We start from the raw sequence: 13,814 nt of genomic DNA, 5'->3' as shown, positions 1-13,814 counted from the left end.
TTATCAACTTTTTCTCTATGATGCGACAATAATTAATTGCGTTTTAAGCATACTTGGTAAATGAGACACATGAAGCATCAGTTTAAATTTAATCCTTTAGCGACTGCGATATTTACCCTTCTTTGTGGTAGCTCAATCACAAGCTATGCTGCAACACCAACCACGTCTATTTCAGACGAACAACAATCGTTAAAACAAGCCTTACAAGAAAGCTATCCTGGGCAAAAGTTTTTCGAACAATACTACGTTGATAAGTCATCTCCTGAAGCTCAACAGCGCCAAGGTCGTTACTTAAGCTCCGCGTATTGCCAAGGCACATGGTTAACCCCTGTAAGCCCTGAAACCAAAGCTGCTGACGCAGCCAATGCGATATCCACCATTACAGCGGACTATGGTCACTACAACCCACAAGGTGACTCTGTTCTTGAAGGTAATGTCCTGATTGATCAAGAAGGTCGTCAAATCCGTGCCGATAAAATCACCATTGACCAGACTCAGACCTTTGCCAATGCTGAAGGTCGTGTGCAAATGGCGCAAAGTGGTTTATTAGCGCAAAGCGACCAAATCAATTACAACCTAAAAACCCAACAAGGCGATCTGAAAAACAGTTTCTATATTTCAGAAGAACAACATGCGCATGGGCGGGCTGACCAAATCCTACGCGAGTCACAAACGACCACTACGCTAAAAAATGCAACTTATAGCACCTGCCCACCAGAGCAATCGCCAACATGGAAAATCCAAGCAGACGAAATTAAGTTAAATCAAGAAACTGGACGTGGTGAAACACGCGGCACAAAACTTTATATTAAAGATGTACCCGTTCTCGCTGTTCCTTATTTCAACTTCCCGATTGATGACCGTCGTACTACCGGTATTTTGACACCAAGTTTTGGCTTCACCAATGATGGTGGTGTCGAGCTTGCAGTGCCTGTTTATCTCAACTTAGCACCCAACTACGACGCGACTGTTACGCCACGCTACATCAGCGACCGCGGCCCAATGTTTGAGGGTGAGTTTCGCTATTTGACCGAAAACTTTGGTTCAGGTCAAATTTGGGGGGGGTACTTAGCTGGTGACCGAAAATATGACGATGAAGACCGTAAAGATTTGCACTTTTTACATAACTGGCAAATCAATGAACAGTTCTCAACCAACCTTGAATATAACTATGCTTCAGACAAAGACTACTTTACTGACTTAAGCAATAACCCAAACACCAAGACAGACTTAAACCTGCGTCGTGCGTGGGAGTTAAACTATAAAAATGGAATTCCTGGTCTAAAAGCCCAACTGAAAGTTGAAGACTTCCAAACACTAGACGAAACCACACCCTACGTTGACCGTCCGTATGCACGTTTACCACAGTTCTTACTCAACTATAAAGCGGGTAATGCACTGGGCTTAGAATACGAGTTCAACAACGATACGGCTTACTTTAAAAAGGACTTTGGGACTATCGATGGCGATACCAACGATAGCTTTGAACCAAGCGGCACCCGTGTCTATAATGACTTTTCTGTACGCTATAACTACCGTACACCATGGGCTTTCGCCATTCCTGAAGTATCTATTCGTAATGTGAACACATTCTACGATCAAGACACCATCAATGAGTTTGACAACACCAACCGCTCATCGAACGACAAGTCTTATGTCGTGCCACAGGTGACTTTTGATGCAGGTTTAACCTTTGAAAAAGAAGGCACTTTCTTACAGACGTTAAGCCCACGCATGTTCTATGCTTACGCACCCTATAAAAATCAAGATGGCGCACCAAACTTTGACTCTGCAACAGCATCGATCAACTATGATCAGTTATTTAGTGCAAATCGCTTCTATGGCCATGACCGTCTAGAAGACAATAACTTCTTGTCACTGGGCTTAAGCTATAGCCTATTTGATACGGTGGGTCTAGAGCGCTTAAAAGCCAGTGTGGGCCAAAGCTATTATTTCGAAGACCGCCGCGTAACGCTTGACCAAACAGCAGATGTCTTTGACAGAGAAAATCACTCTGGTCCGATTGTCAGCGTATCTAGCCAGCTCTCACAAAACTTTACTCTCGGTGCAAATTCAGCATGGATGGCAAATGGCGATAATGCGCAACGCGACTTACAACTTTACTTTACAGGTGATAAAGGCAACCTCTATAACGTTGGTTATTTCTACCGTAAAGAAATTGCAGACCGTCAAGAACATTACGACCAAGTGGTTGCATCTTTTGTACAACCGATCCATAACAACTGGCGTATTATGGGCCACGCTCAATATGACTTAGACAACAATGTCGCTCGTGAATACCTCCTTGGTGTCAATTACGAGTCTTGCTGTTGGGGGATCTCCGTTTATGGTCGTGAGTACTATAACGACTTGGATGACGTCAATGCTGCAGGTGTAGAACCTAAACGTGCAATTATGGCCGAAATTACACTTAAAGGCTTAGGCGGACTCAACAGTAAACTTTCATCATTACTAGAAAATCGTATTCTAGGCTTTAACAATATTAATCAGACTTGGACAGACCGTTAATGAAGACAAAACAGTTCAAACAATTTTTTAAAGCGAGTGCTTTGGCTTTAGCTCTCGCAACCGCTATTCCAACTTTTGTACATGCGTCGGATGAAGTTGTTGCTGTTGTCGATAACAGTGTCATTTTGAAGAGTGACTTAGAAGCAAGTATGGCTGAGCTCAAACATCAACTTGAGAGCCAAAAAAAACAAGTTCCACCAGAGCAATATTTGGCACAACAAGCATTAGAGCAACTGATTATTCGTCAGACTCAGCTTGAGCAAGTGAAACGTTACAACATTCAACCTGATGAAAAAAGCTTGAATGAAGCGGTTTTAAATGTTGCAAAACAATCCGGTAGCACAAGCCTAGAAGCATTCCAACAAAAGCTCGATAAAATGGCACCCGGAACCTATGCTTCTTTGCGTAGTCGCGTTGCTGAAGATTTAGCCATCAATCGTTTACGCCAGCAAATCGTTACCTCTCGTATCCAGATTTCAGACCAAGACGTTAAAAACTTCTTAAATACCCCACAAGGTCAAGCAGCACTTGGCAATCAAGTACATGTGCTACATGTGCGTGTTTCAGGTGACAATGCTGACGCTGTGGCGAAGCAAGTCAAAACTGTTCTAGCAAACGACAATGACGTCGCTGCAATTGCTAAAAAGTTCAGTACTGCTGGCACCAAAGTTGAAGGTGCAGATATGGGCTTTAGAGCACTTTCTGACATCCCTAGCGAGCTTGCAGCACGTGTGAGTCCACTCCAAGTGGGACAAACCACAGATTTAATTACAGTGCGTGATGGTGTACATCTTTTAAAATTAGTTGAACGCAAAGGGGCTGAGCAAAAAGCGATTGTACCTCAATACAAAGCACGCCATATTTTGATCCAACCCTCTGAAGTGGTTAGTCCTGAAAATGCTAAACAAATGATCGAAAGTTTGTATAACCGCGTCCAAAAAGGTGAAGACTTTGCAGTCTTAGCTTCCACCTACTCTAATGACACAGGTTCAGCACGTGATGGCGGGAGTTTGGGTTGGGTCAGCCCAGGTGTGATGGTTCCTCAGTTTGAAGAAACCATGAAAAATACGCCTGTAGGTCAAACCAGTAAACCTTTCCAAACCCAATTTGGCTGGCATATTCTTCAAGTGACTGAAACACGTCAACAAGACATGACTGCTGAATACCAAGAACGTATGGCCCGTCAAATTTTAGGTGAGCGTCAATTTGATGCAGAGCTTGATAGCTGGTTACGCGAAACACGCAACAGAGCTTATGTCGAAATCAAAGATCCGAACTTAGACCGTAAGAACAACAAGTCATAAATTTGAACACATAAAAAGACCAGCGTTCATGCTGGTTTTTTTTCGCTTGGACGAAAACTAAAAATTAGACATAAAAAAGCCTCTCATGTGAGAGGCTTTTTTAACAATCAATTAACGATTATTTTCGTCATCTTGAGTGTCCTCAAATTTTGATTCGCCATCAAAACCAGTCGATTGACCACCGAAGCCACCTTGACCACCGAAGCCACCTTGACTACCAAAGCCACCTTGACCACCAAAGCCACCTTGACCACCGAAGCCACCTTGACCACCAAAGCCACCTTGTTGACCGCCAAAGCCGCCTTGTTGACCGCCGAAGCCGCCTTGTTGACCGCCAAAGCCGCCTTGTTGACCGCCAAAGCCGCCTTGTTGACCGCCAAAGCTACCTTGTTGACCAGCACCAGCAGGTGCACCAGCAGGACGTGGGTTACGTGCAGGAACAACTGTAGAAATTGCATGCTTGTAAACCATTTGGCTTACAGTATTTTTTAATAAAACAACATATTGGTCGAAAGATTCAATATGACCTTGTAACTTAATACCGTTTACAAGGAAGATAGAGACAGGAATACGTTCTTTACGGAGAGAATTTAAGAACGGATCTTGCAAAGTTTGACCTTTAGACATGTTATAACTCCAAAAAAATTTAAAAATCAGCGCAAAAAACTATCTTTATTTTTCAATTAAAAATTATAAAAAAGATAGTAGCTAAATTTTGCTTTATCCGTAGCAGTTTCGCAAGTCTTCTTGTGCCTGCGTGATAGTAGAATACGTTGTAAATTTATGTGCCTCTTGCAAAGATCTTAACCAAGTGTATTGACGTTTGGCAAGTTGTCGTGTCGCAAAAAGTGCTTTATCCTTCATTTCACGTTGTTTTTCGACAGTTTCATCTCCTTTCTGTAAAAATTCGAGTGCTTGTCGATACCCAACTGAGCGCATAGAGGGTAAATTTTCATCTAAATCGTATTTTTTCATAAGTGCTTCCACTTCATTCAAAAATCCGATGTCCCACATAATTTTCAAGCGTTGTGCAATTCTTTGGTGCAATTCGGCACGGTCTGGCATCAAAGCATAATTATGAAAATTATAACGATAAGGCATATTTTTAGGCTGTTCAGCTTGAAGTTTAGTAATGGGCTGCCCTGTCAATTTGTAAACTTCTAAGGCACGAATAATACGTTGTTTATCACTCACTTTAAATTTTTCGCCCGCCAATGGATCCACACTACATAATTCCGCATAGACCGCAGACCAACCCTCACTTTCACCTTTAGCTTCTATTTCAGCACGAACAGCATAGTCTGCGCTCGGTAAATTGCTTGAAAGACCTTCTAAAAGTGCCTTGAAATAGAGCATGGTTCCACCCACCAAAATCGGGGTTTTACCTCGTGCATGCATGTCATCAATTAAACCACATGCATCTTCAACAAAGTTTGCAGCCGAATAGACTTCTAATGGGCTAATAATATCGATAAGGTGATGTGGATATTGTAGCAACTCCTCTTTGGTCGGCTTTGCTGTACCAATATCCATATCCTTAAAGACCAATGCTGAATCTACAGATATCAGTTCAAAATTTCCTTGCTCATAGAGCTGACATGCCAAAGCAGTTTTACCACTTGCAGTTGGCCCCATTAAATTGATGACCGGCAATTGAGTTGACATGTACAATTACTCTCCTCGAGCAAAAAGCTTATCTAGTTGAGCTAATGGAAACGCACGCCAAGTTGGGCGACCATGGTTACATTGGCTAGCAAATTCAGTTTGTTCCATTTGACGAAGCAAAGCATTCATTTCAGAAAGACCCAAAATGCGATGCGCGCGAACAGCACCATGACAGGCCATACCCGCTAGAATTTGATCACGCTTTTGCAGTAAGCCCTGCGCTTCATCATTTGGATCCAAATCGTTCAGTAATTCAGGTACCAGCGCCTCAAAATTGGCTTTATGTAAAATCGCAGGCACACCACGAACAATGACCTGCTCATCGCCATATTGATCAATTTCAAGACCCAAACGCGCCAATTGATCTTTGAGCTCTTCCACTCGTGTCGCTTGCATTCGCGTGATATTAATCACTTTGGGAATAAGTAACTGCTGAGAAGTCCAAAACTCTGGTTTATCCCACGCTGACTTCATTTGCTGTAGCAAAATACGCTCATGCGCTGCATGCATATCAACAATAATCAGCCCTTCTGTATTTTGAGCCAGCACATAAATACCATGCAATTGTGCAATTGCAATTCCCAACGGATGTTCATCGACTTTTGGGCTTTGCACTGTAAAATCAGCCAAAGACTGAGCTTGATCAACAGCAGATGACGTATCACGCAGTGGTGCTAAATAGCTTTGCAAGGCATTATTGAGCTGTTGTGAGCCCTGATAGCGTGAAGATTGCGCCGAATAATGGACACCTCGTGGTTGACTTGAACTAAAGTCAGTGAGCACATCCGATGGGGCTTGCTCAACGGCTTGTTCAGGCTCAACACGACGATGCAACTGCAAAGGCTCTTGATAGCGAGGCTGCACAGACATCAAAGCTTGATTCTCTGCAACCTTCATGGCATCAGATAAATCTGCTGTTGCCGTTTGAAACTGCGATAAAGTATCTTTAGCATAGTGACGTACAAATTCATGTACTTCACGTTGATTTAAAAAGCGAATTTCATGTTTAGTCGGATGTACATTGACATCAATATTTTCAGGGTCGACTTCCAGAAAAAGCAAATATCCCGCATGCTGATGTCCATGCAAAATACCATCATAAGCCATACGCAGCGCATGAGAGATGGTTTTATCTTTAACAATTCGACCATTCACATAAACATACTGCAAGTCAGCCTGAGCCCGCGCATCGGAGGGATGTCCCAACCAACCTGTTAAACGCATGTTGATGCTATCTGCATCCATCCAATAAGCATTTTCAGTAAATGCGCGCCCTAGCAACTGCTGTACGCGCTGAAAACGTAGCTCACCACTATCTGCAATCGGCAAGTTCAGTTTGATGCTTTGATTATGTTCAAGCACAAAACGAATATCGAAATGCGTCAGCGCTAAACGCCGAACAATTTCTTCAATATGACCAAACTCTGTGCCAGGTTTTTTGAGGAATTTTCGACGCGCAGGCACATTGAAAAATAAATCTTGTACCCGAATATGCGTACCTTTCGGTGCAGCTACAGCCTGAATCTCTTGACGGTCAAATGCAGTTCCATTGACTTCAACTTGATAGCCAATTCCATCATCCGCTTGACTACTGGTCAATGTTAAACGCGACACCGCTGCAATAGAAGCCAAAGCCTCTCCACGAAAGCCTAAACTGACAATTGCATGTAAATCTTCAGCGGTTTGGATTTTACTGGTCGCATGTCGCATCACCGCCAAAGGGAGATCTTCAGCGTGAATCCCTCGACCATTGTCCATGATTTCAATTAAAGTACTGCCGCCTTGCTCTACCCGAATAATCAACTCTGTCGCACCTGCATCAATCGAGTTTTCAAGTAACTCTTTGACCACAGACGCTGGACGCTCAATGACTTCACCTGCTGCAATTTGGTTGGCTAAAGCAGGATTCAAAGTATGAATACGACGTATCCTTAAATCATCACGCATTGTTTAATTGGCTCTCTAATGCTTGTAATAATGCTACTGAATGAAAACTTAAGGTAGCAGACCGTGTCAGTTCATCTTCCGATTTTTGAATATCAATAATTAAGTCTGCCTCAGGGATCTCATCACCCCCTTTAGACGGCCATTCAAACAAAAACAGTGCATTGGGCGTTTCCAAATAGTCACGGATGCCCATTAGCTCCAGTTCATACGGATCGTTTAAACGATACAAGTCAAAATGGAAAATATCACGTCCTTGAACTTGGTAAGGTTCAACCAAGGTGTAGGTGGGGCTTTTCACGGAACCTTGATGGCCTAAATGCTGTAAATAGTGGCGTGTTAGCGTAGTTTTACCCGCACCTAAATCGCCAATTAAATACACTACACCCGTCGTAAAATGCTGTGCCAAAATTTGCGCTAAATTTTGGGTATCTTGTTCATTATTGAGCGTTAAATTAAATGAATACTGCATAATACTCACGACAAGTGACAAAAGAACAATTATGATAGCACTGGACTCACAAAATGCCCAAGCCACAAGCTTGAAATCTCGTATTTAACTGCGCCAACCGATTAGATATTGCCTGTACATCATGCTCAACATAAAAACTGCTGAATTTTGTCCACCCATGCTCAATGGCGTGAGCGCAAGCAAGGTGTTCTTGCCTAAATTAAATCCAACACCACACACCGTATTGGCTTATTTATCTGACCAATTTCCGCATATTAAAGCATCTGAGTGGCAGCAACGTTTTCATGATGGCTTGGTCTATGACGCTGAAGGTAATGTACTCCATACAGATTCGGCATATCTTGAAAATCAGCATGTGTTTTATTACCGTTTTTTAGCGCATGAAATTGAAGTTCCATTTCAGCATGAGATTTTATTTGAAAACGATCATTTCTTAATGGTGGATAAACCGCACTTTCTGACCATCAGTCCCACGGGGCAATATGTTCAACAAACCCTATTGGTGCGGCTGAAAAAACAAACAGGCATTGAGCATTTAACGCCCATCCACCGCCTTGACCGTGAAACTGCTGGCTTAGTGATGTTTTCCAAATGTATTCACAGTCGAGGGCTGTATCAGCAAATGTTTGCAGATCGACAGGTTCAAAAAACCTATCATGCGATTGCACCTTTTAACCGCGAACTCAAATTTCCACGCATAGTAAAACTGCATATGCAAAAAGGCGAACCGTTCTACACCATGCAAGTCCTAGACAAAGCACCGAACAGTGAAACTGAGATCTTGCTTTTAGAGCATGATGAAACATGGGCAAAATATGAGCTTAAACCCGAGACAGGGAAGCAACATCAACTCCGTGTACACCTCAACTTCTTAGGTCTTCCGATTAAAAATGATCCGTTCTATCCTAAAGTTGTACATAAAACCGACGATGATCTTAGTCAGCCTTTACAGCTCTTAGCTAAGCATCTTTCATTTAAAGACCCAATAACTCAACAGCTTATGCAGTTTAGTTCCAATTTTGAATTGACATTGTAATCTGCTTGTCATTACAAAATAATTTAAAATTCCATTGTATGAATATTGAAATTACAATGAAATTGATTAAAATAACTTCTACCCTTAAGTCGTTCAAATTATTTAAAAAATCATGAGAAAAACAGAAGTCTATCAAATTCGACTCGATTCCCAAGAAAAGAAACAAGCTTTTGCGGTGTTTAAACAACTGGGAATTACGCCTGCGCAAGCCGTTCGTTTGTTCTTCAAACAAGTGGTTTTAACCAAATCCATCCCTTTCTCAATCGAAAACCAGAACATCAATATTGAACAGCTGATTAAACTACGTAAGCTCAAGCAAGAACAGAAAGCGGTTGAACACATCACTAGCGCAGACTCAACAGCAACCAATGATTTATTTGCAGACGATGAACATATTGATCTTTTTGAAGAATTAGCTGCAATCTTGGGAGAAAGTGACAAAACTTAACAGTGTTGCATTTCTAAACAAATTTTAGAAATATCTCTTTCAAAACTTAGGTATGCTTCATGTAAACACTATAAATACAGCATGGAGTAATACATGATCGTTAGACGTGCCACTTTAGAAGACTTAGAAAAACTTGCTGTATTATTTGATGAATATCGCCAATTTTATGGTGCATCTTCCAACTTAGCACTTTCCCAAAAGTTCCTTAAACTTCGCCTTGAAAACGAACAAAGCGTCATCTTCATTCATGTCAAAGACGATGTGATTACAGGTTTTGTCCTGCTGTATTTAGGCTTTTCTTCTGTAGCCTGTGCAACTTACTATATTTTAGATGATGTTTATGTTTCTCCACCGCATCGCCGCCACGGCTCAGCAAAACAATTGATTGATACCGCTATTTTGTTTGCGCGACACGAAAAAGCCATTCGTATTACGCTTGAAACCCAAAAGAATAATTATCAATCCCACAGCTTATATGAAGCCATGGGCTTTGTAGCGGATAATGAATTTAAGACCTATCATTGCTTTCTATAGCATTCAGCGTCTAAAGACCGTCTCTCTCAAGATCATTGCGTGTCTTGGCTAAAGCCACTTGTTCGGCATTTAAATAGATCCAACGTCCCTCGACTAAATCTGGAATACCCGTTAAGTCGAGCGCTCCAATTTGCTGACGATGCAAACTCTCAACTTTATTTCCCACTGCCGCAAGCATACGTTTCACTTGATGATATACCCCCTGATGTACCGTTATTTGCAGTTCGCATTCAGCTAAGCGTTTTACATCCGTTGCAGCAAAGCTCCCTTTTTCATTTCGCAGCTCCACCCCTTGCTCCAACTGTTGGACCTGTTCATCTGTAACAGGGTCGGCAGTTTTCATCCGATACACTTTTGCCACATGCTTTTTAGGATGTGTCAATGCTTGTAAAAACTGACCATCGTCGGTGAGTAACAATAAACCTGTGGTGTCTTGATCTAGACGACCTACACACTGAATGCCACGATTTAATAGCACATCGTCAAACAAATCAAAAACACTAAAATGATGTGTCGCCTGATGTGAGCATTCATAGCCTTGAGGTTTATTTAAGGCGATATAGACTTTTTCGCGGTATTCAAAGCTCTCCCCATGTACCTTGTAGTTCAAAGCATCCAATTTGAGTTTATGTTTAGGGTCAGTAATGATCTGCCCATCAATTTCAATGGCTGCATTTTTAATCAACTGTTGGCAATGCTTTCGCGAACCAAATCCTTGCGACTGCAACATTTTTTCCAACAGCATCAGCACACCACATTTTTAAATAAAGGCTCATTTTATACTGAAATACAGGAACATCAATCAAAGGACTTGGATCATTCGGCAAAGTGGCTAAAAAAACGTTACAATGCACATGTTTTTTTGACCAGTCTCTCCCCTATGCCGAACTTAGATTTGAATCTGATCGTCCTCTTGATCCTGCTGGCTTGTGGTATTTTCAGTCACAACTCTGCGGTAACCATTGCTGCTGCAGTCCTCATTATTTTGCGGATGACACCACTGAGTGAATACTTCCCGCTTATCCAACAACATGGATTAAATATCGGGATCATCATTTTAACCATCGCAGTTTTAGTGCCTATTGCAAGTGGCAGAATTAGCGGTGAAAGTATTTTTAAATCTTTTTTAAGTGTTAAATCGTTACTTGCTATCACCATTGGTATTTTGGTTGCATGGTTAGGTGGCCGTGGTGTGAAACTGATGTCAAACCAACCCGATGTTGTTGCAGGCTTGCTGGTCGGAACCGTTGCAGGAGTGGCTTTACTACGTGGCGTTCCAGTCGGCCCACTCATTGCGGCTGGTTTACTTACCCTAATCATTGGTACAGGACAGCCCTAGCCTAGCGAATACAAAAACAAATCCAAATTCTCAAGCTAGGTTGGATTGATCTGTATTTGCTGCCTTTAAATTTGACTTCTTTTATAGAATGTCCACTCAATATAGCGCTATGAATAAATATTCATCGTGTAGAATCTTCAAGGTTCGTATGAATATTACGCTTGCTTAGTTCACTTATAACTTTTTTGAACAACCAAATTTTCATGTGATAAAGAACGTATAATACTTTTCATTTTCTCCTCTATTTATGTCCTCTCAAGAAAATAGCATCTCTCCAACAAGCCACTTATCTGTCATTATTTTAGCATTGGCACTCGGTGGTTTTTGTATTGGTACCACTGAATTCGTTGCGATGGGACTCATCCAAGAGATCTCACAAAGTTTCAATCTCAGTATTCCTGTCACAGGGCATTTTATTAGTGCTTACGCTTTAGGCGTGACTATTGGCGCACCTGTGATTGCCATTTTGGCCGCAAAGGTTCCGCGTAAAATGCTCTTAATTGGACTCATGCTATTTTATGGTATCGCCAATGCCAGTACAGCACTCGCAAACAGCTATGAGTCCATGTTGGTCTCACGTTTTATTGCAGGTTTCCCTCACGGCGCTTACTTTGGTATTGCCGCTTTGGTGGTTGCAGAGTTTGCAGGAAAGCAAAAGCGCGCTTCGGCAGTCGCCATGCTCATGATGGGGCTGAATGTCGCGACCGTGATTGGTGTGCCTTTTGCGACATGGCTGGGCCAGCTGTATGGTTGGCGTGCAGGTTTTGAATTTTCTGCATCTATCGCATTTTTGACCGTGGTCGCAATTTGTTTTGGCTTACCTAAAATGCAGCTGGATCACACAGCCAGCATTCAAAATGAACTACGTGGACTTAAAAATACACAAATGTGGCTAACGCTTGCTGTCGGTGCAATTGGATTTGGTGGACTATTCTCTGTATATAGTTATGTATCGCCTATTTTGACTGAATACACGCATGCTAGCATTCAAGTCATTCCGTTTGCGCTGGCGTGTATTGGCCTCGGGTTGGTCATTGGTGGTGTTGTCGCAGGACACTTTGCCGATAAAAACTTAAACAAGGCGATTATTTGGGTCTTAGTTTCCAATGCCTGCTCTTATGTACTTTGTGCCCTGTCTATGGATCACCTTGCCACTGCTTTTATTGCACTCTTCTTGGTCAGCTTCAGTATTGCAGGCTTGGGGCCTTTACTACAAACCCGCTTAATGGATGTCGCTGGTAATGCACAAGGCTTAGCCGCTTCGCTGAATCATTCTGCATTTAATATTGCCAATGCTTTTGGTGCTTTTCTGGGCGGCTGGTTAATTAGCCAAGGTTTAGGTTGGCTAGCACCAATCTGGGTCGGAGTTCTACTAAGTTTGGGTGGGCTAATTATTTTACTAGTGGCTTTTCAGCATGAGAAAAAGTCGATATCCGCATGTAAAAGTGATGTAAATCAGACTTGTTAGACCAATCTAGATCTCTATTCAGATAAAGTAAGGCATGTGTATAAATGTACAATTTTAACGTTGTTCACATGCCTTTTTACACCGATTTATTCAGGTAATTTCTTCCCGCAGTGTGGACAATAGGCATATTGCTCACGCTCTTGCCTTAAAGATTCTTCTTTTTGTTCACGAATGAGCTGTAAAATAATATCGTGTGTTTGCTCTTTGGTCAGCCCAACTTCTTTACGAACTTCTTCAATTTTTTCTGTTTCTAAAACAAAATCAATATCGCTATTTTGGATTAGTTCTCGAAATCTAAGTTCAAGTTTTTCTTTACGCTGCTCAAGTTCGTTGGCTAAACCATTCGCCAAAATACCCGCAGGTAATGCGGCCAAACCTACCCCTAAAATGGTAATAATCGCACCAAGAAAGCGTCCTAACGGCGTAATAGGTGTCACATCGCCATAACCCACGGTGGTCAATGTAACTACGGCCCACCACATTGAAGCTGGAATAGAGCTGAAAACTTCAGGTTGTGCCTGACTTTCAATCAAATACACCCCTGCAGCCGCCATAATGATCAGAATCATTAAGATGAAAATAACTGCTTGAAATGAACCTTTTTCACGCTCAATGACACGTAATAAAATTTGTAGAGAGACAAAATAGCGGGTTAGCTTTAGAAGTCGGAGCAGACGAACAATTCTTAAGAATCGTAAGTCGAACTGAACAAAAAAGTTTAAATAGGCAGGTAGAATAGCCAAGAGGTCGATAATCGCCCCACCACTTTTGACCCAATTTAGACGGTTTTTCCAATCCGACTCAAAACTATTAGATTCAGCAATTGACCAAAAACGTAAGAGATATTCGACGCTAAAAACGATAATAGAAAAGATTTCAAAATAATAGAAAAAGTCTTGGTACGACACATAGTACTTTTGTACAGACTCCAGCAAAACCGCAGCTGCATTACTCATAATCAGTGCAATGAGAAAATAGTTCAACCCTCGACTTAAGGGCGTCTCATAATCTTCATTATGCAAATTGTTATAAACAAATTTGCGTAGCGTGTACCAAGCTGTCAATTTCATGACGA

General features: G+C 41.8%; 13 protein-coding genes. 7 read left to right on the top strand and 6 right to left on the bottom strand.

Annotated features, from left to right (window positions below; all coding sequences use genetic code 11):
• Nucleotides 1–69: 69 nt before the first annotated feature.
• Both lptD and MN200_RS07240 read left to right on the top strand, forming a co-directional pair.
• Nucleotides 70–2,529, top strand: coding sequence for an LPS assembly protein LptD (lptD, locus tag MN200_RS07245; protein WP_242760459.1), 2,460 nt, complete (start codon nt 70–72; stop codon nt 2,527–2,529).
• Nucleotides 2,529–3,833 carry a peptidylprolyl isomerase gene (locus MN200_RS07240; RefSeq protein WP_004696818.1) on the top strand — a complete coding sequence of 435 codons (1,305 nt, stop codon included), beginning with the start codon at nt 2,529–2,531 and terminating at the stop codon, nt 3,831–3,833. Before lptD ends, MN200_RS07240 begins: the two co-directional genes overlap by 1 nt.
• Nucleotides 3,834–3,944: 111 nt before the next feature.
• On the opposite strand, the gene hfq is transcribed toward MN200_RS07240, so the two are convergent.
• From hfq to tsaE, 4 genes are all read right to left on the bottom strand, one after another.
• On the bottom strand, nt 3,945–4,460 hold the full coding sequence (gene hfq / locus MN200_RS07235; protein ID WP_058869749.1) for an RNA chaperone Hfq: 516 nt from the start codon (nt 4,458–4,460) through the stop codon (nt 3,945–3,947).
• A 93-nt stretch (nt 4,461–4,553) separates the two neighbouring features.
• The gene (gene miaA / locus MN200_RS07230; RefSeq protein ID WP_242760458.1) at nt 4,554–5,498 is read right to left on the bottom strand and encodes a tRNA (adenosine(37)-N6)-dimethylallyltransferase MiaA; all 945 of its coding nucleotides are present in this window, start codon (nt 5,496–5,498) and stop codon (nt 4,554–4,556) included.
• Between the two features lie 6 nt (nt 5,499–5,504).
• Nucleotides 5,505–7,445, bottom strand: a complete 1,941-nt coding sequence (gene mutL, locus MN200_RS07225) for a DNA mismatch repair endonuclease MutL (RefSeq protein ID WP_242760457.1) — start codon at nt 7,443–7,445, stop codon at nt 5,505–5,507.
• Nucleotides 7,438–7,914: a tRNA (adenosine(37)-N6)-threonylcarbamoyltransferase complex ATPase subunit type 1 TsaE gene (gene tsaE / locus MN200_RS07220; RefSeq protein ID WP_026056383.1), complete on the bottom strand. Its 477-nt coding sequence runs from the start codon at nt 7,912–7,914 to the stop codon at nt 7,438–7,440. The genes mutL and tsaE overlap by 8 nt, the downstream gene beginning before the upstream one ends.
• Before the next feature lie 121 nt (nt 7,915–8,035).
• Between tsaE and MN200_RS07215 the strand changes: the two genes are divergently transcribed.
• From MN200_RS07215 to MN200_RS07205, 3 genes are all read left to right on the top strand, one after another.
• Nucleotides 8,036–8,950, top strand: a complete 915-nt coding sequence (locus MN200_RS07215; RefSeq protein ID WP_125281344.1) for a pseudouridine synthase — start codon at nt 8,036–8,038, stop codon at nt 8,948–8,950.
• A gap of 112 nt (nt 8,951–9,062) precedes the next feature.
• A complete protein-coding gene (locus MN200_RS07210) occupies nt 9,063–9,398 on the top strand; it encodes a type II toxin-antitoxin system RelB/DinJ family antitoxin (protein WP_004984882.1) in 336 nt (111 codons plus the stop codon).
• Nucleotides 9,399–9,491: 93 nt separating this feature from the next.
• The gene (locus MN200_RS07205) at nt 9,492–9,932 is read left to right on the top strand and encodes a GNAT family N-acetyltransferase (RefSeq protein ID WP_004696801.1); all 441 of its coding nucleotides are present in this window, start codon (nt 9,492–9,494) and stop codon (nt 9,930–9,932) included.
• A 10-nt stretch (nt 9,933–9,942) separates the two neighbouring features.
• On the opposite strand, the gene MN200_RS07200 is transcribed toward MN200_RS07205, so the two are convergent.
• Nucleotides 9,943–10,677: a pseudouridine synthase gene (locus MN200_RS07200; protein ID WP_242760456.1), complete on the bottom strand. Its 735-nt coding sequence runs from the start codon at nt 10,675–10,677 to the stop codon at nt 9,943–9,945.
• A gap of 135 nt (nt 10,678–10,812) precedes the next feature.
• Here MN200_RS07200 and MN200_RS07195 point away from each other — a divergent pair, with 135 nt between their 5' ends.
• Both MN200_RS07195 and MN200_RS07190 read left to right on the top strand, forming a co-directional pair.
• Nucleotides 10,813–11,271: a DUF441 domain-containing protein gene (locus MN200_RS07195; protein ID WP_125281346.1), complete on the top strand. Its 459-nt coding sequence runs from the start codon at nt 10,813–10,815 to the stop codon at nt 11,269–11,271.
• 247 nt (nt 11,272–11,518) lie between these two features.
• Nucleotides 11,519–12,739: an MFS transporter gene (locus MN200_RS07190; protein ID WP_242760455.1), complete on the top strand. Its 1,221-nt coding sequence runs from the start codon at nt 11,519–11,521 to the stop codon at nt 12,737–12,739.
• A gap of 86 nt (nt 12,740–12,825) precedes the next feature.
• Here MN200_RS07190 and MN200_RS07185 read toward each other — a convergent pair whose 3' ends face one another.
• Nucleotides 12,826–13,809 (bottom strand): ion transporter, encoded by a 984-nt coding sequence (locus MN200_RS07185; RefSeq protein WP_242760454.1) that lies wholly within the window; start codon nt 13,807–13,809, stop codon nt 12,826–12,828.
• Between the last annotated feature and the right edge of the window lie 5 nt (nt 13,810–13,814).

Origin of the sequence: Acinetobacter sp. LUNF3, assembly GCF_022699605.1 — a bacterium.
In the GTDB taxonomy this organism is placed as follows: Bacteria; Pseudomonadota; Gammaproteobacteria; order Pseudomonadales; family Moraxellaceae; genus Acinetobacter; species Acinetobacter johnsonii.
The sequence above is the reverse complement of the archived record's forward strand: the minus strand, read 5'-3'. Positions and strand labels throughout refer to the sequence as shown.

What these genes read in the sequence shown, in the direction of transcription:
- lptD (WP_242760459.1), top strand. Translation starts at nt 70, where the DNA reads ATGAAGCATCAGTTTAAATTTAATCCTTTAGCGACTGCGATATTTACC.
- MN200_RS07240 (WP_004696818.1), top strand. Translation starts at nt 2,529, where the DNA reads ATGAAGACAAAACAGTTCAAACAATTTTTTAAAGCGAGTGCTTTGGCT.
- hfq (WP_058869749.1), bottom strand. Translation starts at nt 4,460, where the DNA reads ATGTCTAAAGGTCAAACTTTGCAAGATCCGTTCTTAAATTCTCTCCGT.
- miaA (WP_242760458.1), bottom strand. Translation starts at nt 5,498, where the DNA reads ATGTCAACTCAATTGCCGGTCATCAATTTAATGGGGCCAACTGCAAGT.
- mutL (WP_242760457.1), bottom strand. Translation starts at nt 7,445, where the DNA reads ATGCGTGATGATTTAAGGATACGTCGTATTCATACTTTGAATCCTGCT.
- tsaE (WP_026056383.1), bottom strand. Translation starts at nt 7,914, where the DNA reads ATGCAGTATTCATTTAATTTAACGCTCAATAATGAACAAGATACCCAA.
- MN200_RS07215 (WP_125281344.1), top strand. Translation starts at nt 8,036, where the DNA reads ATGCTCAACATAAAAACTGCTGAATTTTGTCCACCCATGCTCAATGGC.
- MN200_RS07210 (WP_004984882.1), top strand. Translation starts at nt 9,063, where the DNA reads ATGAGAAAAACAGAAGTCTATCAAATTCGACTCGATTCCCAAGAAAAG.
- MN200_RS07205 (WP_004696801.1), top strand. Translation starts at nt 9,492, where the DNA reads ATGATCGTTAGACGTGCCACTTTAGAAGACTTAGAAAAACTTGCTGTA.
- MN200_RS07200 (WP_242760456.1), bottom strand. Translation starts at nt 10,677, where the DNA reads ATGCTGTTGGAAAAAATGTTGCAGTCGCAAGGATTTGGTTCGCGAAAG.
- MN200_RS07195 (WP_125281346.1), top strand. Translation starts at nt 10,813, where the DNA reads ATGCCGAACTTAGATTTGAATCTGATCGTCCTCTTGATCCTGCTGGCT.
- MN200_RS07190 (WP_242760455.1), top strand. Translation starts at nt 11,519, where the DNA reads ATGTCCTCTCAAGAAAATAGCATCTCTCCAACAAGCCACTTATCTGTC.
- MN200_RS07185 (WP_242760454.1), bottom strand. Translation starts at nt 13,809, where the DNA reads ATGAAATTGACAGCTTGGTACACGCTACGCAAATTTGTTTATAACAAT.